Below are 24739 nucleotides of genomic sequence, written 5' to 3' on the forward strand. Positions count from 1 at the left end.
GTTCGCTCAGCTCAGCTCAGCGCAGCGCTCAGTGGGCGTGGCCGTGGCCCGCCGCGGCCGGCTCTTCCTCTTCCTTCTTCTCGACGACCAGGGTCTCGGTCGTCAGCAGGAGGGAGGCGATGGAGGCGGCGTTCTCCAGGGCGGAGCGGGTGACCTTCACCGGGTCGATGACGCCGGCCTTGACCAGGTCGCCGTACTCGCCGGTGGCGGCGTTGAAGCCCTGGCCCTTGTCGAGGTCGGCGACCTTGGAGGTGATGACGTAACCCTCCAGGCCGGCGTTCTCGGCGATCCAGCGCAGCGGCTCGACCGCGGCGCGGCGGACGACCGCGACACCGGTGGCCTCGTCGCCGGTCTTGCCGAGGTTGCCCTCGAGCACCTTGACGGCGTGGACCAGCGCGGAGCCACCACCGGAGACGATGCCCTCCTCGACCGCGGCGCGGGTCGCGGAGATGGCGTCCTCCAGACGGTGCTTGCGCTCCTTCAGCTCCACCTCGGTGGCGGCGCCGACCTTGATCACGCACACGCCGCCGGCCAGCTTCGCGAGGCGCTCCTGGAGCTTCTCGCGGTCCCAGTCGGAGTCCGTGTTCTCGATCTCGGCCTTGATCTGGGCGATCCGGCCCTGGACCTCGTCGCGCTTGCCGGCACCGTCGACGATCGTGGTGTCGTCCTTGGTGACGGTGATGCGGCGGGCGGTGCCGAGCACCTCGAGGCCGACCTGGTCGAGCTTGAGGCCGACCTCCTCGGAGATGACCGTGGCGCCCGTGAGGACCGCCATGTCCTGCAGCATCGCCTTGCGGCGGTCGCCGAAGCCGGGGGCCTTGACGGCCACCGCGTTGAAGGTGCCGCGGATCTTGTTGACGACGAGGGTGGAGAGCGCCTCGCCCTCCAGGTCCTCGGCGATGATCAGCAGCGGCTTGGAGGCGTTGGCCTGGATGACCTTCTCCAGCAGCGGCAGCAGGTCCGCGATGGAGGAGATCTTGCCCTGGTTGATCAGGATGTACGGGTCGTCGAGGACGGCCTCCATGCGCTCCTGGTCCGTCACGAAGTACGGCGACAGGTAGCCCTTGTCGAAGGCCATGCCCTCGGTGAAGTCCAGCTCCAGACCGAAGGTGTTGGACTCCTCGACGGTGATGACACCGTCCTTGCCGACCTTGTCCATCGCCTCGGCGATCAGCTCGCCGACCTGCTGGTCCTGGGCGGACAGCGCGGCCACGGCGGCGATGTCGGACTTCTCGTCGATCGGGCGGGCGGTGGCGAGAAGGTCTTCCGACACGGCGGCGACGGCCGCGTCGATGCCCTTCTTCAGCAGCGCCGGGGAGGCACCGGCGGCGACGTTCTTCAGGCCCTCGCGCACGAGCGCCTGGGCGAGCACGGTGGCGGTGGTGGTGCCGTCACCCGCGATGTCGTTGGTCTTGGTCGCCACCTCCTTCACCAGCTGGGCGCCGAGGTTCTCGTACGGGTCCTCGACCTCGACCTCGCGGGCGATGGTGACGCCGTCGTTGGTGATGGTGGGGGCGCCGAACTTCTTGTCGATGACGACGTTGCGGCCCTTGGGGCCGATCGTCACCTTCACGGTGTCGGCGAGCTTGTTGACGCCGCGCTCGAGGGCGCGACGGGCGTCCTCGTCGAACTTCAGGATCTTCGCCATGGGAGCGTGAGCCCTCTTCCGGAAATCTTGGGGTTATACGGCAACTGCGCCCCCGACGCCCGGCTTTTTAAGGTCGCGGGAGCCAGGGGCGCAGCTGGAAAGCAAGGTGCTTCGGTGAAGTGAAGAGCTACTTCTACTTCTCGACGATCGCGAGCACGTCGCGGGCCGAGAGGACGAGGTACTCCTCGCCGTTGTACTTCACCTCGGTGCCGCCGTACTTGCTGTACAGCACGACGTCGCCGACGCTGACGTCGAGCGGAAGGCGGTTGCCGTCCTCGAAGCGGCCCGGGCCGACGGCCAGGACGACGCCCTCCTGGGGCTTCTCCTTGGCGGTGTCCGGAATGACCAGGCCCGAAGCCGTGGTCTGCTCGGCGTCGAGCGGCTGGACCACGATGCGGTCCTCGAGCGGCTTGATGGCAACCTTGGAGCTGGTGGTCGTCACGATCCGACCTCCCCCTTCGGAGATCTCACGGGGTTAACTGTCTGAGGTGGCGACCAGGTGGATCCGTCGTCGCGGGTGCCGGACCTGCCCGTCGCGTAGTTGGCACTCTCCAGTGGGGAGTGCCAGGTCCGAGACTATGACTGCGATTAGCACTCGGTCAAGCGGAGTGCCAATGCCGGCGGCGCGTCGGCGGGGTTTTCCGGTGAACGCGGGCAATGGATGACGCCGGTCGGCGTCAAGAGGTCAGGCGTAGTCCTCAAGGTTGCCCACCCTCAGCCGCTGCTCCTCGATCGTCTCCAGCAGACGTTCCGTGCGGGTCGTCAGGTTCGTGGCCGTCGGGTGGTCCGGGTCCACGGCCACGATGTCGCCGGGGTGGAGGCGGCGGTCGCCGCGGGTGTAGGTGAGGGTGCCGTCGGCGTCGAGGGTGGCGCGCCACAGGACCAGGGCCGTGATGCCGCAGTCGGCGGCGGCGCGCAGGGTCGTGGTGTCGTACGTGCCGTGCGGCGGGCGGAAGAGGTGGGCGCGGGCGCCGAAGCGGGACCTGAGCTTGGTCTGCTGGCCGCAGATCTCGGCGCGCTGGCCGGCGTAGGGCAGGCCGCGCAGGGAGCGGTGGTCGAGGGTGTGGTTCTGCAGGCTCGCGCCGTACGGGCGCAGCCGGGCGAGGTCGCCGTAGGCCGGTCCGGCGACGGCGTCGGTGAGGAACAGGGTGACCGGGAGCCGCCGTTCGCGGATCAGGCCGGCGAAGGCGGGGTCGCGCTCGGCGCTGTCGTCGTAGGTGAGGAAGACGACCGGGTCGTCGGTGCGGACGTGGTCCACGACGGGCGGCAGGCGACGGCCCCGGTCGGCGTCCTGGGCGGGGTCCCCGGCCGCCGCCGCGTGTTCGGCGGGGGCGGCGGCGAGCCGGTCGCAGCCGGTGACCGGGAGCAGCAGGAGCAGCGGGAGCAGGAGGGCGGCCGGGGCGGCGCCGGCCGGGCGGGACCGCCCTCGCCTCACAGGTAGTCCTCCAGGCGGGCCACCGCGTATCCGTCGGCGGTGATCCGGTCCAGGAAGCGGCGGACCATGTCGGTCATCGTGCCGTCCCAGTCGTCGGTGCCCCGGAAGTGGGTGAGGACGATGTCGCCGGGGTGCAGGTCCTGGTCCCACTCGCGGTACTCCCAGTGGTCGACGTACACCTCCTCGCTCCAGATCGGGGCGTACTCGATCCCGCAGGACTTGGCGGCGCGCAGGGTGTCGCGGTTGTAGTTGCCGTACGGCGGGCGGAAGAGGGCGGGGCGCTTGCCGTAGTGCTTCTCCATCACGTCCTGCATGCCGCAGATCTCCCGCTTCTGGTCCTCGTAGGAGAGGCCGGGGAGGTAGGGGTGGCTCAGGGTGTGGTTGTTGAGGGTGATGCCGCGGGCCTGCATCTTCTTGAAGTAGCCGTAGTCGTCCTTGATCTCCTCGTCGGTGAGGAAGACGGTGTACGGGATCTTCAGCTCGCTCATCATCCGCAGGAACGCCGGGTCCTTCTCGGCGCCGTCGTCGATGGTGAGGAAGACGACCTTCTCCTTGGTGGGGACCGTGGTGAAGACCGGCGGGAGGCCGTCCTCCTCCTGGCCGTCGACCTCGAAGCCCTCGCGGGCCTCGATCTCCGGCTTCTTCGCGGGGGGCGCGGGAGCCGTCAGCGGGACCTTGTCGAGTTTCCAGCGCTTGGCCGCGGCGGCCAGGGCCGCCCGGGCCTCGCGAGCCTTCGCCGCGCCGTCGACCGCGCGGGCCGGGGGTGCCTGCTGACCGGGGGCGCCCCGCACGCTTTGGTCCTCTGCCTGCGCACAGCCGGCGGCGAGGGCGGCGACGGCGAGGACGGTGGTGGCACGAGAGGCCCGGGACACGCGACGCGATGCCCGACTTTTGTCATTTTGTACGACTGCTCGCATGGTGCCGGATCCTCGCAGTCCCCCGCGGCCGAACCCGGCCCGACACCGCGCCGGAGGCACACCATCCACCGACTGGCCCACAATGACCCGGTGAACGACCTCGACTTCCTCCTCACTCCCGAAGGCCGCGCGCTCCTCGACGAGGTGCGCGACACCGACCCCGTGCGCGAGTTGGCGGTCGCGACCCGGCTGCGGCGCACGCATCCCGCCGAGCTGGTGTCGGCGGCGCTCGGGCAGGCGCGGCTGCGGCAGCGCGCGGTGGCGAAGTTCGGGGCCGAGGACGCCGGGCGGATGTTCTTCACGCCCAACGGGGTCGAGCAGTCGACGCGGGCGAGTGTGGCGGCGTACCGGGCGGAGTGCCTCCAGGCGCTCGGGGTGCGGTCCGTCGCCGACCTGTGCTGCGGGATCGGCGGTGACGCGGTCGCGTTCGCCCGGGCCGGGATCCGGGTCCTCGCCGTCGACCACGACCCGGTCACCGCCGCCGCGGCCCGTGCCAACGCCGACGCGCTCGGGCTCGCCGACCTGATCGAGGTGCGCGAGGCCGACGTGACGGAGGTGGACACGGCCGGGTACGACGCCGTGTTCGTCGACCCCGCCCGGCGTTCCTCCAAGCGCGGCCGGATCTTCGATCCGGAGGCGTACTCACCGCCCCTGTCCTGGGCCGTGTCCGCCGCGCTCGGGGCGCCGCTCGGCCTGCTGAAGATCGCGCCCGGCATTCCCCACGAGGCGATCCCCCCGGAGGCGACGGCCGAGTGGGTCTCGGACGGCGGGGACGTCAAGGAGGCCGTGCTGTGGTTCGGCCCGGACGTGACGCCGGGCGCGCGGCGGGCGACGCTGCTGCCCGCCGGGGCGGGGATCTACGCGTCGCCCGCGACCATGCTGCCGGACCCCGAGGCCCGTCCGGTCGGGAGGTACCTGTACGAGCCGGACGGCGCCGTCATCCGGGCCCACCTGGTCGCCGAGGTGGCCGAGGACCTGGACGGCGGGCTGATCGACCCGACCATCGCCTACGTCACCGCCGACGAGGCGCACCGCACGCCGTACGCCACCGCCTACGAGATCACCGACCAGCTCCCGTTCAACGTCAAGAAGCTGAAGGCGCTGCTGCGGGAGCGCGGGGTCGGCACGCTGACGGTGAAGAAGCGGGGCTCGGCGGTCGAGCCGGAGGAGCTGCGGAGGAAGGTCAAACCGCAGGGGCCGAACTCCGCGACGGTGTTCCTGACCCGGGTGGCGGGGGCACCGACGATGCTGATCGGGCACCCGGCGCGCTAACCGGCCGTCTCCCGGGCCCGGCGCAGCAGCAGGGCGCGTTCGCGGGCGTTGCGGGTCAGGGAGGCGGCCCGTTCGAACTCCTCGCGGGCCTCCGCCGTGCGGTCCAGGCGGAGCAGGAGGTCGCCCCGGACGCTGGGGAGCAGGTGGTAGTCGCGCAGGGCGGGTTCGGCGGCGAGGGCGTCGACCAGGGCCAGGGCGGGGGCGGGGCCCTCGGCCATGGAGACGGCGACCGCGCGGTTGAGTTCGACGACCGGGGACGGGGCGCGGGCCGCGAGCAGGCCGTAGAGCGTCGCGATGCGCGGCCAGTCGGTCTCCTCGTAGGTGCGGGCCGTGGCGTGGCAGGCGGCGATCGCGGCCTGGAGGGCGTAGGGGCCCGGCCCGTTGGCGCCGGTGGTGGCGTGGGCGTGGCCGAGGGCGGTGACGCCGCGGGTGATGAGCAGGCGGTTCCAGCGGTGGCGGTTCTGGTCCCGAAGCAGCACCGGCTCGCCGTCGGGGGCGGTGCGGGCGGCGGTGCGGGAGGACTGGAACTCCAGCAGCGCGGTCAGGCCGTGGACCTCGGGCTCCTTCGGCATCAGGGCGGACAGGACGCGGGCCAGCCGCAGGGCGTCCTCGCACAGGGCGGGGCGGAGCCAGTCGTCGCCGGCGGTGGCCGCGTAGCCCTCGTTGAAGATCAGGTAGATGACCTCCAGGACCGAGTCGAGGCGGGCCGCCCGGTCCGGTCCGTACGGCACCTCGAAGGGTACGTTCTTCCTGGCCAGGGTGCGTTTCGCGCGGACGATGCGCTGCGCGACCGTCGGTTCGGGGACGAGGCGGGCGCGGGCGATCTCCGGTGTGGTCAGGCCGCCGAGCAGGCGCAGGGTGAGGGCGATGCGGGCCTCGGCGGAGAGCACCGGGTGGCAGGCGGTGAAGACCAGCCGCAGCAGGTCGTCGTCGATGTCCTCGGGGTCGGCGGGCTCCTCGGGCGGGGGCGCCGCCACGGGCAGGTCCCGGCCGATCTCGGCGAGCTTGCGGGCGTAGGTCTCCCGGCGCCGGATCAGGTCGACGGCGCGGCGGCGGGCGGTGGTCATGAGCCAGGCGCCCGGGTTGTCCGGCACGCCGTCCCTCGGCCACTGCTCCAGGGCGGCGACCAGGGCGTCCTGGGTGAGTTCCTCGGCGATGCCGACGTCCCGGACGAGCCGGGCGACCCCGGCGATCACGCGGGGCGACTCGAGCCGGAAGACGGTTTCGAAGGCCGCGGTGGGCTGTGCTTCCACAGCCCACCATGCAACACCCTCGGGGCGCCGGGACAAAGCGGGAACCGGTGCCCCGCGTCGGCTCAGCCCTCCATCAGCTCGCGTACCTCGCAGGTCACCGTCCAGTACTCCTCGTGCACCTTCAGGAACCGCTTGGTCCACTCGACCGCCTCGGCCCGGTCCTTGGCCTGGAGGAGGGAGTAGCCGCCGATGACCTCCTTGGTCTCGGTGAAGGGCCCGTCGGTGACGGAGATCTGCCCGCCCTCGTAGTGGACGCGGGTGCCCTGGCTGGTCGGGGTCAGGCCGGCGGTGTCCAGCAGGACGCCGGCCTTGGTCATCTCCTCCATCAGCTGCTCCATCCGCTGGATCAGCTCGGGGCTGGGGCCGCCGGCGAGGGCGTCGGACTCCTCGATGCGGATGAGGGACAGGTAGCGGGGCATGGTGGCTCCTCGGGTGGTCGTGCTGCCGGGCTTCTCCCGGCCTCTCACCCTTGCGTCGAACGGGCCGGCCGCGGATCGACACGCGCCGGGAAGTTTTCCGGGGACTTCTCTCAGCGCAGCGATTCCCACAGCTCGGCGGCGTCCGGCTGGTCGGCCACGACCCGGTTGGGGTCCGAGGGGGCGGGCAGCACCGGCATCGTCAGTGTGCGTACGTCGTCCGCGGCGAGGTCCCCGAGGCTGCGGCCCAGGTTCGTCAGCTCGCCCAGCGAGTCCAGGCCGGTGTCGGTGGTGAGGCTGCCGGTGAGCGCGTCGGCGACCTGGTAGAGCTGTGCGGGGTCGGTGAGCAGGTCGGTGGCGGAGACCTGTTCGAGGAGCGCCTTGACGAGCTTGTGCTGGAGCTCTATCCGGGCGAGGTCGCTGCCGCCGGCCAGTCCGTACCGGGTGCGGGCCAGGCCGAGGGCCTCGGTGCCGTCGAGGTGGTGGGTGCCCGCGTCCAGGTGCAGGTGGCTCTTGTCGTCGTCGATGTCCACGTCCGTGGTGACGGTGACCCCGCCGAGCGCGTCCACCAGGTCGGCGAAGCCGGAGAAGTCGACCTCGACGTAGTGGTCCATGCGCACGCCGGTGAGCGTCTCGACGGTCTTCACGGCGCAGACCGGCCCGCCCAGTTCGTAGGCGGTGTTGAACATCGCGCCGCTCGCCGCCCTGGTCGTACCGCCGGACGGCAATGGGCAGGAGGGCCGCTCGACGAGGGTGTCGCGCGGGATGCTGACGACGGTGGCGGCGGTGCGGCCGGCGTCCAGGTGGACGACCATGGCCGTGTCCGAGCGGGCTCCGCCGCTGTCGCCGCCGCCCAGCTCCTGGTTCTCCTCGCCGGTGCGCGAGTCGGAGCCGAGGACCAGGATGTTCAGGGCGCCGGTGGGCACCGGGGAGGCGGAGGGCGAGGCGGAGGGGACGGTGACCGGTCGCGCGGGGCGGTCGTCTCCGAGCGCGCCGTTGATGTCGACGCTCCTGATGTTGCCGTTCAGGTGCCAGTAGGCCCAGCCCGCCGCCCCGGCGCCGAGCAGCAGGGAGCCGGCCAGGGCCAGACCGGCCACCCTCAACGCCTTCCGGCGGCCGCCCCGCCCGTCCTGTCCGCCCCGCGCCGCCATGCGTCAGCCCCCGCCCCGCCCGTCCCGTCCGCGTCCCCACCCGGATGCCCCACCGGAAGGAACATAAGTCCGAATTATTGAAACTGGAACAGGTGGGTCGGGCTTCTGCGGAAATTCTCAGACTGGGGGCTTATCCGCTCATCCCGCGACGGCCTGGCCCTCCCGGGGCGGCGCCGTGCTGCTGCGCACCTCCAGGCTGGTGGCCAGCTCCACGCGGGTCGCCGTCGAGGAGCGGTCCTCCCGCCCGAGGTCCAGGACCAGCCGCGCCGCCGCCTCGGCCATCTCCATCAGCGGCTGCCGTACGGTCGTCAGCGGCGGTCCCACCCAGCGGGCCACCGGCAGGTCGTCGAACCCGACCACGCTCAGGTCGTGCGGGATGCGCAGCCCCAGCTCACGCGCCGCCTCGTACAGGCCGAGCGCCTGGAGGTCGTTGCCGGCGAAGACGGCGGTCGGGCGGTCCGGGCGGCGCAGCAGTTCGAGACCCTGCCGGTAGCCGGCCTCGTGGTGGAAGTCGCCGGTCACGATCAGGCCGGGGTCGACCGGCAGCCCCGCCGTCTCCAGGGCGGCCCGGTAGCCGTCGACGCGGGCGCGGCTGCACATCATGCGGGTGGGGCCGCTGATGGCGCCGATGCGGGTGTGCCCGAGGTCGACCAGGTGCCGGGTGGCGGCGAGGCCGCCCTGCCAGTTGGTGGCGCCGATGGACGGCACGTCGGCGCCCGGGTCGCCGGCCGGGTCCATCACCACGAACGGGATGGAGCGGCTGGTGAGCAGGGCACGCTGGGACTCGTCGAGGCCGGACAGGACCAGGATCACGCCGTGCGGGCGGCGGGCGGCGACCTGGTCGGCCCAGGTCCGGCCGGGCGTGAGGCGGCCCGCGCTCTCGGAGAGCACGACGCTGAGCCCGGCGTCCCTGGCCACGTTCTCCACGCCGCGGATGACCTCCATCGCCCAGGCGCTCTCCAGCTCGTGGAAGACCAGGTCGATCAGGGGCGAGCGGGTGGACTCGGCCCGCCTGCGGCGGTAACCGTGGGCGCGCAGCAGCTCCTCGACGCGGGCGCGGGTCGACGGGGCGACGTCGGCGCGGCCGTTGAGCACCTTCGAAACAGTCGGCGCCGACACACCGGCCTCGCGCGCGATCTCGGCGAGGGTCGCGGTCTGGGCGGACCGCTTTTGCGTCCGGGTTTCAGCGGGCTGCGGGGATGTCATGGCGGCGATCGTAACCCCATGAGGCCACCTGACGAAGGGGTCGGCGAACCGAGACCCCTCGGAACATTCGGCGTCAGTGCCGAATCATTCGATCCGGCGGCCGCCGCCATCGCCGCTCCGGCCCGACTCGGCCGGCTCGACCGGCTGGACCGGCTCCACCGACTCGACCGGCTCCACCGACTCGAACCGCCAGCGGTGCACCGCCCGCGTCACCAGGTCCCCGTCCGGTTCGGGCAGTTCCGGGAGTGCGGCGTCGTACGCGGCGTCCCACCAGGTGATGACGAGGACACGGTCCTGCGGGGCGCGCAGGGTCTCCCGGCGCAGCGGCCGCCGGGGCAGTTCCTGCCGCCGCGCCCAGGCCAGCAGCTCCCCGCCCCGGCCGGGCACGGCCCGCGCCTCCCACATCAGCGCGACGGTCACGAGTAGAGGTTCTCCTTGCTGACCTCGTGCACGTGGTCGTGGTCGTGACCGTGCGGGTGACCCTGTCCCGGCACGTGCGGCTCCGTCACCGGCAGGGAGGAGTCCGCGGAGAGGTCCCAGTCGGAGGCGGCCCGGTTCCGGGCGACCATCTCGGCGCCGAGCGCGGCGACCATCGCGCCGTTGTCCGTGCACAGCTTGGGGCGCGGCACCCGCAGCCGGATCCCGGCCGCCTCGCACCGCTCCTGGGCCAGCGCCCGCAGCCGCGAGTTGGCGGCCACGCCGCCGCCGATCATCAGGTGGTCCACGCCCTCGTCCTTGCAGGCCCGCACCGCCTTGCGGGTCAGCACGTCCACGACCGCCTCCTGGAAGGACGCCGACACGTCACGCACCGGCACCTCCTCCCCCGCCGCCCGCTTCGCCTCGATCCAGCGGGCCACGGCCGTCTTCAGACCGGAGAAGGAGAAGTCGTACGCCGCGTCGCGCGGGCCGGTCAGCCCGCGCGGGAAGGCGATCGCGTTCGGGTCGCCCTCGCGCGCGTACCGGTCGATGACCGGGCCGCCGGGGAAGCCCAGGTTCAGCACTCGGGCGATCTTGTCGAAGGCCTCGCCGGCCGCGTCGTCGATGGTGGCGCCGAGGGGGCGGACGTCCGAGGTGATGTCCGTGGACAGGAGCAGCGAGGAGTGCCCGCCCGAGACCAGCAGTGCCATCGTCGGCTCGGGCAGCGCGCCGTGTTCGAGCTGGTCGACGCAGATGTGCGAGGCGAGGTGGTTCACGCCGTAGAGCGGCTTGCCCAGCGCGTAGGCGTACGCCTTGGCCGCCGAGACGCCGACCAGCAGGGCACCCGCGAGGCCGGGCCCGGCGGTGACGGCGATGCCGTCGAGGTCGCGGGCGCTCACCCCCGCCTCCTTGAGGGCGCGGTCGATGGTCGGCACCATCGCCTCCAGGTGGGCGCGGCTGGCCACCTCCGGGACGACGCCGCCGAAGCGGGCGTGCTCGTCGACGCTGGACGCGACGGCGTCGGCCAGCAGGGTGGTGCCGCGCACGACACCGACGCCGGTCTCGTCGCAGGAGGTCTCGATCCCCAGGACGAGAGGCTCGTCGCGTGAGTCAGCCATGGTTCTCGGTTCCTCGTTCGGTTCCCGGTACGGAGGTGGACGGGTCGGTCAGGCGCATCACCAGGGCGTCCACGTTCCCCGGCTGGTAGTAGCCGCGTCTGAAGCCGATGGGCTCGAAGCCGAAGCGCTCGTACAGCCGCTGGGCGCGGGTGTTGTCCACCCGGCACTCGAGCAGCACCTCGGCGCACTCGAAGTCGGTCGCCGCGCGCAGCAGCTCGGTCAGCAGCCGCGCGCCGAGGCCGGTGCCCCAGTGGTCGCGGGCGACGGCGATGGTCTGCACGTCGGCCTGCTCGCCGGAGGTGACCAGGCCCGCGTAGCCGACGACGTGGCCGTCCTCCTCGGCGACCAGGTAGCGCCTGGTCGCGCCGGGCCCGCGCGCGTGCGCCAGCTCGGACCAGAACATCCCCCGCGACCAGGCGTCCTCGGGGAACAGCTCCCGCTCCATGCGCAGCACGGGGTCGATGTCCCACCAGCGCATCTCGCGCAGCGCGGCGGGTACGGACTCGGCAGTGGCTGGCTCGGTCACTTCGGGGTGACCACCTTGTAGTTCTTGGGGACCTGGGCATCCGGACGGCGCAGGTACAGCGGCCGGGGCGCGGGCAGCTCCTCCCCCGCCGCCAGCTTCTCGGCGGCCAGCCGGGCCAGCGCGGCGGCGGACACGTGCTCCGGCTCGTGCGCCCGGGGGAAGGTGTCCGGGTAGAGCAGCGCGCCCGCGCCGACGGCCGGGAGCCCGGCCACCTGCCCGGCGATGTCGGCGGGCCGGTCCACGGCAGGGTCGGTGAGCCGGGTGCGGGAGTCGGCGTACCGCGCCCAGTAGACCTCCTTGCGGCGGGCGTCGGTCGCCACCACGAAGGGGCCCTCCAGGTCGGCGGCGAACGCGAGGCCGTCCAGTGTGCACACGCCGTGCACGGGCACGCCGAGCGCGAGCCCGAAGGCGTCCGCGGTCATCAGGCCGACCCGCAGCCCCGTGTACGGGCCGGGGCCGATGCCTGCGACGACGGCGGTGACGGCGTCGAGCCGCAGACCGGCCTCCGCGAGCACCCGGTCCACGGCGGGCAGCAGCAGCTCACCGTGCCGGCGCGCGTCGACCTGGCTCGACGAGGCGATGACGTCCGTACCGTCGTGCAGCGCGACGGTCACGGCGGGCGTGGCGGTATCCAGAGCGAGCAAGAGCACGCAAACAGCCTAGGGCCTGTCCGGCCATTCCCGTCGTTCGCCCGCGGGGCAGACGGGAATGGCCGGACAGGCCCTGTGGGCGCCGCGGGGCCCGCGTCGGACGCCCTGTGGACAACCCGGGGACACCTGCCGGGCCCGGCACGGCCGCCCCGTGTCGCACAGTGCGATCACATGCTCACGTACTGCTACCGTCGGCCGGGGTGCGGCACGCAGGACGCACACGCAGGACGCACGCGTACGACGACGAGGTGGTCGGCAGTGGCAAGCAGAAGCGCCGGTATCGTCACCGGCCTCACCACGGCGGCCCTCGTGACCATCGGCGCGCTGGCCCACCAGGCCTCCGTCAGCGCCCCCGCCGACCTCGGCCGGACCCACGCGACCACCAGCCCCGCCCCGGGCGCCGCCAAGGCACCGCGCGACCGGCGGCACCCGGACGCGCTGCCCGCCATGTCCGGGCAGGGTGAACGGGTGGTGTACTCGGTGGACGACGACCGCGTGTGGCTGGTCGGCCCGGGGAACAAGGTGCGGCGTACCTTCGAGGTCACGCCCAGCACGGTCGATCCGGCACCGGGCGCCTACACGGTCACGTCCAGGTCCAACCGGATCACCGGGTCCGACGGCATCCCGGTCGAGCACGTGGTGCGCTTCACCGGCGCCCAGGGCGTGGCCGTCGGGTTCAGCGCGGCGGTCGACGGCTCGACGGCCGCGCCCGACCCGGACCGGCCCACCGGCGGCATCCGCGAGTCGCGCGCGGACGGCGACGCGATGTGGAAGTTCGCGACGATCGGACGGCAGGTCGTCGTCGTCCCCTGAGACGCCGCACGCGTCCCCCGACGACGCCGCGCGGTACGTGCGGGCTCCCCGCAGGGCGTCAGGCGGCCTCTCGGTGGCTCTGCGGGTCCTGCCGGCTCTGCTGGTCCTGCCGGCTCTGCCGGTTCTGCTGGTCGCGGACCGGCCCGCGCGCCTCCGGCTCGGGGGCGCGGGGCGGCGTCGAGACCGCCGTCGCGGCGGCGCAGGAGGCGAGCAGGTCACGCATCGACACCCCGGCGGGCGCGGGCGGCTGGTGGCTCGGACGGCCCTGCGGCTGGGCCTGGGACACGGACGACATGGACGCCTCCTGAAGCTCGGGGGCGGGCGCAGTAAGGCATGCCTAACTACGAGCCGAGTACCATGTGACCACGCGCAAGACCCGGAACGCAATCTTTTGCCGACGCTTTGTCGGAAAATCCGGCGGGAGGGCCGCGCCGGGGCGGTTCAGCCGGCGAGGACGCTCACGTCGGCCCTGGCCCACCGCTCGCCCAGGCCGGTCACCGTCACGTGCCGCACCTCGTCCGTGGTGTCGCCGACGGCCCGCTCGATCCGGAGCCGCAGCCGGTCCTCGGTCAGCTCCTCGACCTTGCCCTCGCCCCACTCGACCACGATCACCGAGTCGGGCAGGGACACGTCGAGGTCGAGGTCCTCCATCTCGTCGAGGCCGCCGGAGAGCCGGTAGGCGTCCACGTGGACGAGCGGCGGACCGTCACCGAGCGAGGGGTGCACGCGGGCGATCACGAAGGTCGGGGAGGTCACGGCGCCCCGCACGCCGAGCCCTTCGCCGAGTCCGCGGGTCAGCGTCGTCTTGCCCGCGCCCAGCTCCCCGCTGAGCATCACCAGGTCACCGGCGCGCAGCAGCTTCGCGAGCCTGCGGCCCAGTTCCCGCATCTGCTCGGGCGAGGTGACGGTGATCTCGACGTCGGCGGGCCCTGAGGCTCCGGAGGGTCCGGACGGCTCAGCCGGGCCCTGTGCTGCTGGTGCTTCCATAACCGTCCACGGTAGCCGCTGTGGGCACGGCGCCCGCGCGGGCGAGCAGGTCGGCGAGGCGGTCGGTGACCAGCTCCGGGTGCTCCAGCATCACCAGGTGCCCCGCGTCGGGGACCAGCACCAGCTCGGCGTCCGGCAGCAGGTCGGCGATCGCCTCGCTGTGCTCGCTCGGCGTCACCAGGTCCCGCACCCCGGCCAGGACCAGGACCGGAAGGCCCGCGAAGTGGGCGAGGGCCTCGGTCTTGTCGTGGTCGTTGAAGGCCGGGTAGTACTCGGCGACGACGTCGATCGGCGTCGACTCGATCATCCGCTCGGCGAACCGGGCCACGGCCGGGTCGACGTCCCGGGACGCGAACGAGTACCGCTTGATGATCCCGGCGAACAGGTCCGCCGTCGCCCGCCGCCCCCGCTCCACCAGCTCGGCCCGCTGCCCCAGCGCCCTGAGCACGCCCGGCAGCACCCGCCGCACCGCGTTGACGCCGGCCACCGGCAGCCCGAAGTTGACCTCGCCGAGCCGCCCGGACGACGTACCGACGAGGGCGACGCCGACGACGCGCTCGCGGACCAGGTCGGGGAAGGCGTCGGCCAGCGCCATCACGGTCATGCCGCCCATGGAGTGGCCGACCAGCACGATCGGGCCCTCGGGCGCGGCCGCGTCGATGACGGCCTTGAGGTCGCGGCCCAGTTCCTCGATGCTGACCGGCCGGTCGTCCCGCGTCTGGGCCACGCCCCGCCCGGACCGGCCGTGGCTGCGCTGGTCCCAGTAGACGGCGCGGACGACGCCCCTGAGGGCCGCCCGCTGGAAGTGCCAGGAGTCCTGGTTGAGGCAGTAGCCGTGGCTGAAGACGACGGTGACGGGTGCGGGCGCCTTGCGGCCGAACAGCCGCCTGCGGCGCGGGGCGGGGTCGGCCCCGGCCTCCGGGTCGAGGTCGTCGACCTCGTAGTACAGCTCGGTGCCGTCCTCGGCGTACGCCTTGCCGGGCGTGCCGCGCAGTCCGCCGTAGGGGCCCGTCGAGTCGAGGGCGAGGCGGGCCTTCTGGCGCATCCCGCGGCCGACGGTGAGCCGTTCTATCGCGACGCCGGCCGCGGCGCCGGCCGCGACCACGCCTATCGCGACCCCGGCTATGCCGGTCGCCCGGCGCCAGCCGCCGGCGGCGGCCTCGGTGGCGGCCTCCGTGGCGGAGGCGACGGCCGCCGCGACGGCCTCCGCGTTGCTCTCGCTCACGTGCACCGCTCCTCTTCGCCGGGCCGTGCGGACGCCCGCCGGCCACTGATTCACCTGAACGCGCGGCCCCCGCGCGTCACGCCGCCGACGGGCGCGTCACTCGTCGACCGCTATGCGTTGACCGTCATTCGTTGACGTAGACGCGCGGGACTCGGCTTCCGATCCGGGTGACGATCTCGTACCCGATGGTGCCCGCCGCCTGGGCCCAGTCCTCGGCGGTGGGCTCGCCGCGGTCGCCCGGTCCGAACAGCACCGCCTCGGCGCCCGGCTCGGGCCGGTCCCCGCCCAGGTCGACGACGAACTGGTCCATCGCGATCCGCCCCGCGACCGTGCGCCACTTGCCGTCGACCAGGACGGGGCCGCTGGAGGAGGCGTGCCGGGGGATGCCGTCCGCGTAGCCGAGCGGGACGAGGCCGAGGGTGGTCTCGCCGGGGGTGGTGTAGTGGTGCCCGTAGCTGACGCCGTGGCCGCCGGGGACCTGCTTGACCAGGGCCAGCGAGGCGGCCAGCGTCATCACGGGGCGCAGCCCGAAGTCGGCCGGGGTGCCGATCTCGGGGCTCGGTGAGACGCCGTACATCGCGATGCCGGGCCGTACGAGGTCGAAGTGGGCGTCGGGGAGGGTGAGGGTGGCCGGCGAGTTGGCGATGTGCCGCACCTCGGGGCGCAGGCCCCGCTGCTCGGCGTAGGCCGTCATCTCCCGGAAACGGGTGAGCTGGGCGGCGATGGAGGGGTGGCCGGGCTCGTCGGCGCAGGCGAAGTGGGACCAGAGCCCGGTGACCCTCAGCAGCCCCTCCTCCTCGGCCCGCAGCGCGGCCCCGACCAGCCGCTCCCAGTCCGCGCCGGGCTGGCAGCCGCCCCGCCCGAGCCCGGTGTCGGCCTTGAGCTGCACGCGCGCGGGCACCCCGGCCGCCCGTGCCGCCCCGGTGACCTCCTCCATGGCCCACATCGCGCTGACGGACACGTCGAGACGGGCCTCGACCGCCTCCCGCCAGGGCCCGCCGGGCGTCCACAGCCAGCACATGATCCGTACGTCGTCCGGCAGTCCGGGCTCCGCCGCGCGCAGGGCGAGGGCCTCCTGCGGGGTGGCGGTGCCGAGCCAGGTCGCACCGGCCGCGACGGCCGCGCGGGCGCAGGGGATCGCGCCGTGGCCGTAGGCGTCCGCCTTGACGACGGCCATGAGAGCCGCCCCGGGGGCCCGTTCGCGCAGTGCGCGTACGTTGGCCCGCAGGGCGGCCAGGTCGATCTCGGCCCGGGCGCGCAGTACCGCGTCCGCGTCCCGCCGAGCAGTTGTCTCGCTCATCGTGCCCCCAGTCTCTCAGAGCACCCGGCCACCCCGGCCGCACGGCGCCCGGCAGTGGCTGTGGCCTGCGTCAGTGGCAGTGGCAGTGGCAGTGGCAGTGGCAGTGGCTGTGGCTGTGGCCTGCGGCAGTGGCCGTGGCTGTGGCTGTGGCTGTGGCTGTGGCCTGCGGCAGTGGCCGTGGCTGTGGCTGTGGCTGTGGCTGTGGCCTGCGGCAGTGGCCGTGGCTGTGGCTGTGGCTGTGGCTGTGGCTGTGGCTAGGGTTTCCGGCATGAGCATCATCGGGGTCGGGATCGACGTGGCCGAGGTCGAGCGGTTCGGGGCAGCGCTGGAGCGCACACCGGCCCTGGCGGGGCGGCTGTTCCTGGAGAGCGAGTTGCTGCTGCCCGGCGGGGAGCGCCGGGGCGTGGCCTCGCTCGCCGCCCGGTTCGCGGCGAAGGAGGCGCTGGCCAAGGCGCTGGGCGCACCGGCGGGACTGCTGTGGACGGACGCCGAGGTGTGGGTCGAGACCGGTGGGCGGCCGCGGCTGCGGGTCACGGGGACGGTGGCGGCGCGGGCGGCGGAGCTGGGCGTGGCGTCGTGGCACGTGTCGCTGAGCCACGACGCGGGGATCGCGTCGGCGGTGGTGATCGCGGAGGGATAGCGGCCGGACAGGTCCTGGCCCGCGGGGGTCAGTCGGCGGTCGGCCGGACCCGGATGTGCATGCGTTCGCCCTGCGCGCCGTACAGGGCGATCCACTCGACGGGCTGGTCCCCGGCGTTCGCGATGCCGTGCGGGACGCGGGTGTCGAACTCCGCCGTCTCCCCGGCCGTCAGGACCAGATCGTGCTCGCCGAGGGCGAGGAGCAGACGGCCGGAGAGGACGTAGAGCCACTCGTGGCCCTCGTGCGACCCCTGCTCGGGGCGCGGTGTCCACTCGGTGCGCGGAGTGGCCGGGGCGGGGAGGATCTGCTTGTAGGCGTGCAGCCCGTCGTTGGGGTTCCGGGTGAGCGGGACCCAGGTCTGTCCGTGCCGGGTGAAGGGGCGGGGATGGACGCGGGGGTCGCCGGTGCGCGAACCGACGAGTTCGTCCAGGGGCAGCCGGTGCGCGCGGGCCAGCGGCAGCAGGTGCCGCAGCCCGGGCTCGCGCTGCCCCGACTCCAGCCGGGACAGGGTGCTCACGGAGATGCCGGTGACGGCGGCGAGCTGGGCCAGCGTGAGCCCGCGGGCCTGCCGGATGGCGCGCAGGCGGGCCCCGAGCGAGGTCATCACCTGTGCCGTCTCGTCGTCACCGCCGGTCATGGGACCACTGTCCCCCATCGCGGATTCCGGGGAGCGGCGGGCCGTGCGTGTTCCCGGCGTACGGGGAAGACTCGACGGCATGCGGACTGCGTACAGCGTGGAGACGGTCAGGAACGCCGAGCGGGAACTGATGGCACGGCTGCCGGAGGGGGCGCTGATGCAACGGGCCGCGGCCGGACTGGCCGCCGCCTGCGCCCAGGTGCTGGCCCGGGTGGCCGGGCGGGTCTACGGCAGCCGGGTGGTGCTGCTGGTCGGCAGCGGCGACAACGGCGGCGACGCCCTGTACGCGGGCGCGCGGCTGGCCCGCCGGGGCGCGGGCGTGGCGGCGGTGCTGCTCGCGCCGGAGCGGGCGCACGGCGGCGGCCTGACGGCGCTGCGGCGCGCGGGCGGACGGGTCGCCGAGGGCGGGGCCTCCGGTTCCGCCGAGGAGTTGATCGCGCGGGCCGATCTGGTCCTCGACGGCATCGTCGGGATCGGCGGCGCGGGCGGGCTGCGGAAGGAGGCCGTTCCGCTGGCCGACGCGGCCGCGCGGTCCCGGGCCGCCGTCGTCGCCGTCGACCTGCCGAGCGGGGTCGACGCGGACACGGGCCGGGTGCGGGGGGACGTGGTCAGGGCCGACCTGACGGTGACGTTCGGGACGCACAAGCCGGGGCTGCTGATCGATCCGGCGCGGGAGTACGCGGGTTCGGTGCGGCTGGTGGACATCGGTCTGCCGCTGCCCGGCGAGGCGGCCGAGCTGGAGGCGTTGCAGCACCCGGACGTGGCCCGCCTGCTGCCGGTCCCGGCGGGCGAGAGCGACAAGTACCGGCGCGGAGTGGTGGGCATCGCCGCCGGGTCGGCCCGCTACCCCGGCGCGGCCGTACTCGCCGTCGCGGGCGCGCTGCGGGGCGGGGCCGGGGCGGTGCGGTACGTCGGTCCGGCGGGGGACGCGGTGATCGCCCGCTTCCCGGAGACGCTCGTGTCCGACCGGGGGCCGGAGCGGGCCGGGCGGGTGCAGGCGTGGGTGGTCGGACCGGGTGCCGGTGACGACGCGGCGACGGTGGCTCAGGTGCTGGCCGCGCAGGTACCGGTGCTGATCGACGCGGACGGCCTGCGGCTGGCCGACGCGGACGCGGTACGGGCGCGCACGGCGCCGACGCTGATGACCCCGCACGCCGGGGAGGCGGCGGCGCTGCTCGGGGTGGCCCGGGAGGAGGTCGAGGCGGCCCGGCTGGCCTCGGTGCGCGAGCTGGCGGCGCGGTACGGGGCGACGGTGCTGCTGAAGGGCTCGACGACGCTGGTGGCCAGTGCGAAGGGCGGCCCCGTCCGGGTCAACGCGACGGGGACGTCGTGGCTCGCCACGGCCGGGAGCGGGGACGTGCTGTCCGGCCTGGCGGGGTCACTGCTGGCGGCGGGCCTGTCGGCGGTGGACGCGGGGAGCGTGGGCGCGTACCTGCACGGTCTGGCGGGCCGCTTCGCGTCGGAGGGGGCCCCGACGGGGGCGCACGACGTGGCGGCGGCGATCCCGCGGGCCTGGCGGGACGTGCGGGGAGAATGAAACCGCGGGCCGGGGCGCGGGCCTGGCGGGACGTGCGGGGCAATGAAACCGCGGGCCCGGGCGCGGGCCTCGCCGGTACGGTGCGAACATGACCGCCGCACCGGCCCCGGACCCGGCCCTCCCGGACCTCGACGCGCTCCCCAGGGCGGAGTTCGCGTTCCCCGGTCCGCTGCGGGACCGGCTCGTCGCCGCGATCCTCGACGGTTCGAAGACCTCGACGACGGGTCTGGTCGCCGACTACGAGCACGACGGCGATCCGCTGCCGCGGCCCGGGCGCCGTGAGGTGGTCGTCGACTCGTCCGGCCGCCCGGTCGCAGTCATCGAGGTGACACAGGTGCGCGTCGTCCCGCTGGCCGAGGTGGACCTCGCCCACGCGGTCGGCGAGGGCGAGGGACACACGAGCGTGGCCGAGTGGCGCGCGGACCACGAGCGGTTCTGGCACGGCGAGGAGATGCGCGCGGCGCTGGGCGACCCGGGGTTCACGGTGGACGACGCGACGCCGGCGGTCCTGGAACGCTTCCGGGTCGTCACCGTGCTGCCCGGTACCGCCGGCTGAGGATCCCTCCGGGGCTACTCCACCGTCACCGACTTCGCCAGGTTGCGCGGCTGGTCCACCTCGTTGCCGCGGGCGGTGGCCAGTTCGCAGGCGAAGACCTGCAACGGCACCGTGGCCACCAGGGGTTGCAGCAGCGTCGGGGTGGCCGGGATCCGGACGAGGTGGTCGGCGTAGGGGACGACCGCCTCGTCGCCCTCCTCGGCGATGACGATGGTGCGGGCGCCGCGGGCGCGGATCTCCTGGATGTTGGACACGATCTTGTCGTGCAGGACCGAGCGGCCGCGCGGGGACGGCACCACGACCACGACCGGCAGGTCCTCCTCGATCAGCGCGATCGGCCCGTGCTTCAGCTCGCCCGCCGCGAAGCCCTCGGCGTGCATGTACGCCAGCTCCTTGAGCTTGAGGGCGCCTTCGAGGGCGACGGGGTGGCCGACGTGCCGGCCGAGGAAGAGCACCGTGTTCTTGTGGGCGAGGGAGCGGGCCAGTTCGCGCACCGGGTCCATGGTCCCCAGGACCCGTTCGACCGCGCCGGAGATGCCGGACAGGTCGCGGACGACGTCGCCGATCTCGTCGCCGTACTTCGTGCCGCGCACCTGGCCGAGGTAGAGGGCGACCAGGTAGCAGGCCACGAGCTGGGTGAGGAATGCCTTGGTGGAGGCGACGGCGACCTCGGGGCCCGCGTGGGTGTAGAGCACGGCGTCGGACTCGCGGGGGATCGTCGAGCCGTTGGTGTTGCAGATGGCGAGGACCCTGGCGCCCTGTTCGCGGGCGTGGCGCAGGGCCATCAGGGTGTCCATGGTCTCGCCGGACTGGGAGATCGCGACGACCAGGGTCTGCTGGTCGAGGATCGGGTCGCGGTAGCGGAACTCGCTGGCCAGCTCCACCTCGCAGGGGATCCGCGTCCAGTGCTCGATGGCGTACTTGGCGATCAGCCCGGCGTGGAAGGCCGTACCGCAGGCGACGACGACGACCTTGTCGACCTCCCGGAGTACCTCCGGCGGAATACGCACCTCGTCCAGGCTCAGCGTGCCGGAGCCGTCGATGCGGCCGAGGAGGGTGTCGGCGACGGCCTTCGGCTGCTCGGCGATCTCCTTGAGCATGAAGGAGGCGTAGCCGGACTTCTCGGCGGCGGAGGCGTCCCAGTCGACGTGGTAGGAGCGGACGTCCGCCGGGGTGCCGTCGAAGCCGGTGACCCGCACGCCGTCCCGGCGCAGCTCGACGACCTGGTCCTGGCCCAGCTCGACGGCGTTACGGGTGTGAGCGATGAAGGCCGCGACGTCCGAGGCGAGGAAGTACTCGCCCTCCCCCACCCCCACCACGAGCGGCGAGTTGCGGCGCGCGCCCACCACCACGTCCGGCGCGTCCGCGTGCACCGCGACCAGCGTGAACGCGCCCTCCAGCCGCCCGCACACCAGCCGCATCGCCTCGGCGAGGTCGGCGCAGGCCGAGTACTCCTCGGCGAGCAGGTGGGCGACGACCTCGGTGTCGGTCTCGGAGGGCAGTTCGTGGCCGCGCTCCGCCAGCTCGGCCCGCAGCGGCGCGAAGTTCTCGATGATGCCGTTGTGGACGACGGCCACCCGGCCCGCGTTGTCGAGGTGCGGGTGGGCGTTGGCGTCGGTGGGGCCGCCGTGGGTGGCCCAGCGGGTGTGGCCGATGCCGGTGGCGGCGGCCGGCAGCGGGTGTTCGGACAGTTCCTTGTCGAGGTTGACGAGCTTGCCGGCCCGCTTGGCGGTGGCGAGGCCGCCGTCCGCGAGCACGGCGACGCCCGCCGAGTCGTACCCCCGGTATTCGAGCCGCTTCAGTCCGGCCATCACGACATCGAGTGCCGACTGAGGCCCTACGTATCCCACGATTCCGCACATAAGCGGCAGCCTACGAGCAGGATCGGCCGCGTGGCGGCCGCAAAGCGGGCATCCTGTGCCCGATATCGGAAATTCCCACCGGGGTACGAACGCCGTCCGTGGCCCGGACGTCAGCCGAGCTTGGCGACCTGCGCGTCGACGACCTCGGCGGGGACCTCGAATTCCGCGCCGGTCATCATCGAGGAGAGGTTGACGGCGCCGAAGGTGGCGAGGGTGGCGCCCTTGCGGACCACGACGAGCTTCATGAGCCCGCTGCTGTCCCCGCCGGTGGCCACACCGATGTTGACGGTGAGCCCCTCGTCCCCGCCCTTGGGGGCGTCCGCCCCGCTCACCTCGGTGATCTGCATCTTGTCACTGCCCACGGTGGCGACGAAGCCGCCCGCGCACTTCTCGACGGCCGCCTTCAGACCCGCCACCGCCTGCTCGGCGCCGCCGTCCGGGTAGGAGGCGACGTTCAGCAGGATCTTGTTCACGTCGACATCGGTCATGTCCTGGCCGTCCGGGCCCTTGCTCTCGGAGGGCGACTCCGACTGGCCCTGCCAGGAGCGCTGCACGTCCGCCGCCGGCTCGCCCTGGGCCACCGCGCCCTGGACGTAGACGAGCGGCAGGCAGGCCTTGTCGTCCGTCGAGATCTTGTCCTTGGCCACCTGGTCGTCCGCCGACAGTTCGGTGGTGACCTCGCCGTTCTTGACGTCGGCCTGGGCCAGGGCGACCTTCTCCAGTTCGGCGGCGGTCAGCGCCTTGCCCGCCGGTGCGGACTCTCCGGCACCTCCCGCCGGGGCGGACTGCTCCGTCTTGGCCGTCTCCTCCCCGGCCGCGCCGTCGTCGTCGGACGACCCGCCGCAGGCGGTGGCGAACAGGGCCAGGGCGGCGGCGGAGGCCACCAGGGCGGTACGGCGGACAGCGGTCGAACTCACGGCGGCACTCTTTCGTCGGTTCACTTCGGGAAATGTCGACTCGCGCCGGAATCCGTCGAGTCGTGTCGGGTCCGGTGATGAGATCCGGCCGACTTTGCCCGCACCTTACCCAGGCATTCGTACGTACGATCGATAACCGGCCATCCGAGATCCGACCGTGATCTCGTCGGGCCCCGCCGGAGCCCGACGGGCCGCGGCGGACCGGCCGACGTGACACAGCCCACCTGCCGCCCCGTTCGTACTCCGTTAACAATGGACTGTGATCTCTCCGGTCCCCTCGATCCCCCGGAGCGCCCACCGGCAGCGGCCGGAGGCGACTCCCTACGTCGACCTCACCCGCCCCGAGTGGAGCGCACTGCGCGACAAGACGCCGCTGCCGCTGACCGCCGAGGAGGTCGAGAAACTGCGCGGCCTCGGCGACGTCATCGACCTCGACGAGGTGCGGGACATCTACCTCCCGCTGTCCCGGCTCCTCAACCTCTACGTCGGCGCCACCGACGGCCTGCGCGGCGCGCTGAACACCTTCCTCGGCGAGCAGGGCTCCCAGTCCGGCACCCCCTTCGTCATAGGGGTCGCCGGCTCGGTCGCGGTCGGCAAGTCCACCGTCGCCCGCCTGCTCCAGGCGCTGCTGTCCCGCTGGCCCGAGCACCCGCGCGTCGAGCTGGTCACCACCGACGGCTTCCTGCTGCCGACGCGGGAGCTGGAGGCGCGCGGGCTGATGTCGCGGAAAGGTTTCCCCGAGTCGTACGACCGCCGGGCGCTGACCCGGTTCGTCGCCGACATCAAGGCGGGCAAGGCGGAGGTGACCGCCCCGGTCTACTCCCACCTCATCTACGACATCGTCCCGGACCAGCGGCTCGTCGTCCGCCGCCCCGACATCCTGATCGTCGAGGGCCTCAACGTGCTCCAGCCCGCGCTGCCCGGCAAGGACGGCCGCACCAGGGTCGGACTCGCCGACTACTTCGACTTCAGCGTGTACGTCGACGCGCGTACCGAGGACATCGAGCACTGGTACCTCAACCGCTTCCGCAAGCTGCGCGCGACCGCCTTCCAGAACCCCTCCTCGTACTTCCGCAAGTACACGCAGGTGTCGGAGGAGGAGGCCCTCGACTACGCCCGCACCACCTGGCGCACCATCAACAAGCCCAACCTGGTGGAGAACGTGGCCCCCACCCGGGGCCGGGCCACCCTGGTGCTGCGCAAGGGCCCCGACCACAAGGTCCAGCGCCTGAGCCTGCGCAAGCTGTGAGGCGGGCGGGGCGGGCGGCGCGATAGAAATACCGGATGCTGCATCTGCGCCTGATCACTCCGGCCGACCGCACCGACGAGGTGGTCCGCCTGATCGACCGTACGGTCGGCACCACCCACCTCGTCGTCCTGCCGGGCGCCGCCCGCGAACCCGAGGGCGACGTCGTCATGTGCGACGTGGCCCGCGAGGCCGGGGACGAACTCATCAACGGCCTGCGGGCGTTGGGCATCGACAGCTGCGGCGCCATCACCGCCGAGAACATCGACCTGTCGTTGTCCGAGCGCGCCGACCAGGCGGAACGGGACGCGCCGGGCGAGGCCGCCGACGCGGTGCTGTGGGAGCAGTTGGAGGAGGCGACGCACGAGGAGTCGACGCTCTCCATCACCTACGTCGCCTTCATCACGCTCGCCACGATGATCGCGGCCTGCGGTGTCGTCCTCGACAACGCGATCCTGATCGTGGGCGCGATGGCGGTCGGCCCGGAGTTCGGCCCGCTGGCCGGCATCTGCACGGCGATCGTCCAGCGGGCCCCGCGGCTCGCCCTGCGCTCGGCGATCGCCCTGCTGGTGGGCTTCGCCGTGGCGATGGCGGTGACGGTGGGCTTCAGCTGGATCATGACCGAGTTCGGCCAGTTCAGCGAGGGCAAGCTGGAGGGCGACCGCCCCAACACCGGCTTCGTCTACGCCCCCGACGCCTTCTCCTTCGTGGTGGCGGTCCTCGCCGGCATCGCGGGCACGCTGTCCCTCACCTCGGCGAAGTCCGGCGCCCTGGTGGGCGTCGCCATCTCCGTCACCACGGTCCCGGCGGCCGCGAACGCCGCCGTCGCCCTGAGCTTCGGCGACACCAACCAGACGGTGGGCTCCACCGAACAGCTCCTGCTCAACCTGGCAGGCATCGTGGTCGCCGGAACCCTCACGCTCCTGGCCCAGAAGGCCCTGTGGTCAACCCAACGAGGCCGGATGAGCAAGCCAACCTAGGGGCGCGGGGAACCGCGCGACAAGCCACGA

General features: G+C 73.2%; 25 protein-coding genes and 1 pseudogene. 7 read left to right on the forward strand and 19 right to left on the reverse strand.

What is annotated here, in order from left to right; translation table 11 throughout:
- Positions 1-28 precede the first annotated feature (28 nt).
- The 4 genes from groL to Sru02f_RS33975 form a co-directional block, all read right to left on the reverse strand.
- Positions 29-1648 (reverse strand): chaperonin GroEL, encoded by a 1620-nt coding sequence (gene groL / locus Sru02f_RS33960; protein ID WP_109034284.1) that lies wholly within the window; start codon positions 1646-1648, stop codon positions 29-31.
- Between the two features lie 133 nt (positions 1649-1781).
- On the reverse strand, positions 1782-2090 hold the full coding sequence (gene groES / locus Sru02f_RS33965) for a co-chaperone GroES (protein ID WP_003974211.1): 309 nt from the start codon (positions 2088-2090) through the stop codon (positions 1782-1784).
- Positions 2091-2333: 243 nt separating this feature from the next.
- Positions 2334-3083 carry a polysaccharide deacetylase family protein gene (locus tag Sru02f_RS33970; RefSeq protein WP_109034283.1) on the reverse strand — a complete coding sequence of 250 codons (750 nt, stop codon included), beginning with the start codon at positions 3081-3083 and terminating at the stop codon, positions 2334-2336.
- Positions 3080-4000 (reverse strand): polysaccharide deacetylase family protein, encoded by a 921-nt coding sequence (locus Sru02f_RS33975; RefSeq protein ID WP_174855180.1) that lies wholly within the window; start codon positions 3998-4000, stop codon positions 3080-3082. Before Sru02f_RS33975 ends, Sru02f_RS33970 begins: the two co-directional genes overlap by 4 nt.
- Positions 4001-4090: 90 nt before the next feature.
- Here Sru02f_RS33975 and Sru02f_RS33980 point away from each other — a divergent pair, with 90 nt between their 5' ends.
- Positions 4091-5272, forward strand: coding sequence for a class I SAM-dependent methyltransferase (locus Sru02f_RS33980; RefSeq protein ID WP_174855179.1), 1182 nt, complete (start codon positions 4091-4093; stop codon positions 5270-5272).
- Here Sru02f_RS33980 and Sru02f_RS33985 read toward each other — a convergent pair.
- The 8 genes and pseudogenes from Sru02f_RS33985 to tsaB all read right to left on the reverse strand — a co-directional run bounded on the left by Sru02f_RS33985 (position 5269) and on the right by tsaB (position 12009).
- On the reverse strand, positions 5269-6525 hold the full coding sequence (locus Sru02f_RS33985) for an RNA polymerase sigma factor (RefSeq protein WP_109034277.1): 1257 nt from the start codon (positions 6523-6525) through the stop codon (positions 5269-5271). The two genes, Sru02f_RS33980 and Sru02f_RS33985, sit on opposite strands and share 4 nt — an antisense overlap.
- Before the next feature lie 62 nt (positions 6526-6587).
- Positions 6588-6944, reverse strand: coding sequence for a YciI family protein (locus Sru02f_RS33990; RefSeq protein WP_109034275.1), 357 nt, complete (start codon positions 6942-6944; stop codon positions 6588-6590).
- 110 nt (positions 6945-7054) lie between these two features.
- Positions 7055-8092 (reverse strand): LCP family protein, encoded by a 1038-nt coding sequence (locus Sru02f_RS33995; protein ID WP_109034273.1) that lies wholly within the window; start codon positions 8090-8092, stop codon positions 7055-7057.
- 138 nt (positions 8093-8230) lie between these two features.
- On the reverse strand, positions 8231-9298 hold the full coding sequence (locus Sru02f_RS34000) for a LacI family DNA-binding transcriptional regulator (RefSeq protein WP_109034271.1): 1068 nt from the start codon (positions 9296-9298) through the stop codon (positions 8231-8233).
- A gap of 171 nt (positions 9299-9469) precedes the next feature.
- Positions 9470-9718, reverse strand: a pseudogene (locus tag Sru02f_RS34005) (hypothetical protein); the annotation flags it as partial.
- A complete protein-coding gene (tsaD, locus tag Sru02f_RS34010) occupies positions 9715-10833 on the reverse strand; it encodes a tRNA (adenosine(37)-N6)-threonylcarbamoyltransferase complex transferase subunit TsaD (RefSeq protein WP_109034269.1) in 1119 nt (372 codons plus the stop codon). The pseudogene Sru02f_RS34005 and the gene tsaD, both read right to left, overlap by 4 nt.
- Positions 10826-11359 (reverse strand): ribosomal protein S18-alanine N-acetyltransferase, encoded by a 534-nt coding sequence (gene rimI, locus Sru02f_RS34015; protein ID WP_109034268.1) that lies wholly within the window; start codon positions 11357-11359, stop codon positions 10826-10828. The genes tsaD and rimI overlap by 8 nt, the downstream gene beginning before the upstream one ends.
- Positions 11356-12009 carry a tRNA (adenosine(37)-N6)-threonylcarbamoyltransferase complex dimerization subunit type 1 TsaB gene (gene tsaB / locus Sru02f_RS34020; RefSeq protein WP_011029839.1) on the reverse strand — a complete coding sequence of 218 codons (654 nt, stop codon included), beginning with the start codon at positions 12007-12009 and terminating at the stop codon, positions 11356-11358. Before tsaB ends, rimI begins: the two co-directional genes overlap by 4 nt.
- A gap of 258 nt (positions 12010-12267) precedes the next feature.
- Here tsaB and Sru02f_RS34025 point away from each other — a divergent pair, with 258 nt between their 5' ends.
- Positions 12268-12822, forward strand: coding sequence for a hypothetical protein (locus Sru02f_RS34025; protein WP_109034266.1), 555 nt, complete (start codon positions 12268-12270; stop codon positions 12820-12822).
- Positions 12823-12880: 58 nt separating this feature from the next.
- Here Sru02f_RS34025 and Sru02f_RS34030 read toward each other — a convergent pair whose 3' ends face one another.
- The 4 genes from Sru02f_RS34030 to alr all read right to left on the reverse strand — a co-directional run bounded on the left by Sru02f_RS34030 (position 12881) and on the right by alr (position 16334).
- Positions 12881-13117 carry a hypothetical protein gene (locus Sru02f_RS34030; RefSeq protein WP_109034264.1) on the reverse strand — a complete coding sequence of 79 codons (237 nt, stop codon included), beginning with the start codon at positions 13115-13117 and terminating at the stop codon, positions 12881-12883.
- A 146-nt stretch (positions 13118-13263) separates the two neighbouring features.
- Positions 13264-13809: a tRNA (adenosine(37)-N6)-threonylcarbamoyltransferase complex ATPase subunit type 1 TsaE gene (tsaE, locus tag Sru02f_RS34035; protein WP_167469746.1), complete on the reverse strand. Its 546-nt coding sequence runs from the start codon at positions 13807-13809 to the stop codon at positions 13264-13266.
- Positions 13778-15034: an alpha/beta fold hydrolase gene (locus Sru02f_RS34040; RefSeq protein ID WP_164278915.1), complete on the reverse strand. Its 1257-nt coding sequence runs from the start codon at positions 15032-15034 to the stop codon at positions 13778-13780. Before Sru02f_RS34040 ends, tsaE begins: the two co-directional genes overlap by 32 nt.
- A 124-nt stretch (positions 15035-15158) precedes the next feature.
- Positions 15159-16334, reverse strand: a complete 1176-nt coding sequence (gene alr, locus Sru02f_RS34045) for an alanine racemase (RefSeq protein WP_109034259.1) — start codon at positions 16332-16334, stop codon at positions 15159-15161.
- A gap of 268 nt (positions 16335-16602) precedes the next feature.
- Here alr and Sru02f_RS34050 point away from each other — a divergent pair, with 268 nt between their 5' ends.
- Complete coding sequence (locus Sru02f_RS34050) at positions 16603-16974, forward strand: holo-ACP synthase (protein WP_109034258.1); 372 nt, start codon at positions 16603-16605, stop codon at positions 16972-16974.
- Between the two features lie 28 nt (positions 16975-17002).
- Here the strand turns inward: Sru02f_RS34050 and Sru02f_RS34055 are convergent, their stop codons facing one another.
- Positions 17003-17611 carry a helix-turn-helix domain-containing protein gene (locus tag Sru02f_RS34055; protein ID WP_109034256.1) on the reverse strand — a complete coding sequence of 203 codons (609 nt, stop codon included), beginning with the start codon at positions 17609-17611 and terminating at the stop codon, positions 17003-17005.
- 79 nt (positions 17612-17690) lie between these two features.
- Here Sru02f_RS34055 and Sru02f_RS34060 point away from each other — a divergent pair, with 79 nt between their 5' ends.
- Positions 17691-19148 (forward strand): NAD(P)H-hydrate dehydratase, encoded by a 1458-nt coding sequence (locus tag Sru02f_RS34060; protein WP_109034254.1) that lies wholly within the window; start codon positions 17691-17693, stop codon positions 19146-19148.
- An 88-nt stretch (positions 19149-19236) separates the two neighbouring features.
- Positions 19237-19704 (forward strand): ASCH domain-containing protein, encoded by a 468-nt coding sequence (locus tag Sru02f_RS34065; RefSeq protein WP_109034253.1) that lies wholly within the window; start codon positions 19237-19239, stop codon positions 19702-19704.
- 14 nt (positions 19705-19718) lie between these two features.
- Here Sru02f_RS34065 and glmS read toward each other — a convergent pair whose 3' ends face one another.
- Both glmS and Sru02f_RS34075 read right to left on the reverse strand, forming a co-directional pair.
- Positions 19719-21566 carry a glutamine--fructose-6-phosphate transaminase (isomerizing) gene (glmS, locus tag Sru02f_RS34070; protein WP_109034251.1) on the reverse strand — a complete coding sequence of 616 codons (1848 nt, stop codon included), beginning with the start codon at positions 21564-21566 and terminating at the stop codon, positions 19719-19721.
- 110 nt (positions 21567-21676) lie between these two features.
- Complete coding sequence (locus tag Sru02f_RS34075; RefSeq protein ID WP_109034250.1) at positions 21677-22483, reverse strand: hypothetical protein; 807 nt, start codon at positions 22481-22483, stop codon at positions 21677-21679.
- Between the two features lie 259 nt (positions 22484-22742).
- Here Sru02f_RS34075 and coaA point away from each other — a divergent pair, with 259 nt between their 5' ends.
- Both coaA and Sru02f_RS34085 read left to right on the forward strand, forming a co-directional pair.
- Positions 22743-23732 (forward strand): type I pantothenate kinase, encoded by a 990-nt coding sequence (gene coaA, locus Sru02f_RS34080; RefSeq protein ID WP_109034248.1) that lies wholly within the window; start codon positions 22743-22745, stop codon positions 23730-23732.
- A gap of 35 nt (positions 23733-23767) precedes the next feature.
- A complete protein-coding gene (locus Sru02f_RS34085; RefSeq protein WP_109034247.1) occupies positions 23768-24709 on the forward strand; it encodes a DUF389 domain-containing protein in 942 nt (313 codons plus the stop codon).
- Positions 24710-24739 lie beyond the last annotated feature (30 nt).

It is taken from the genome of Streptomyces rubrogriseus, from assembly GCF_027947575.1.
Classification (GTDB): Bacteria; Actinomycetota; Actinomycetes; order Streptomycetales; family Streptomycetaceae; genus Streptomyces; species Streptomyces rubrogriseus.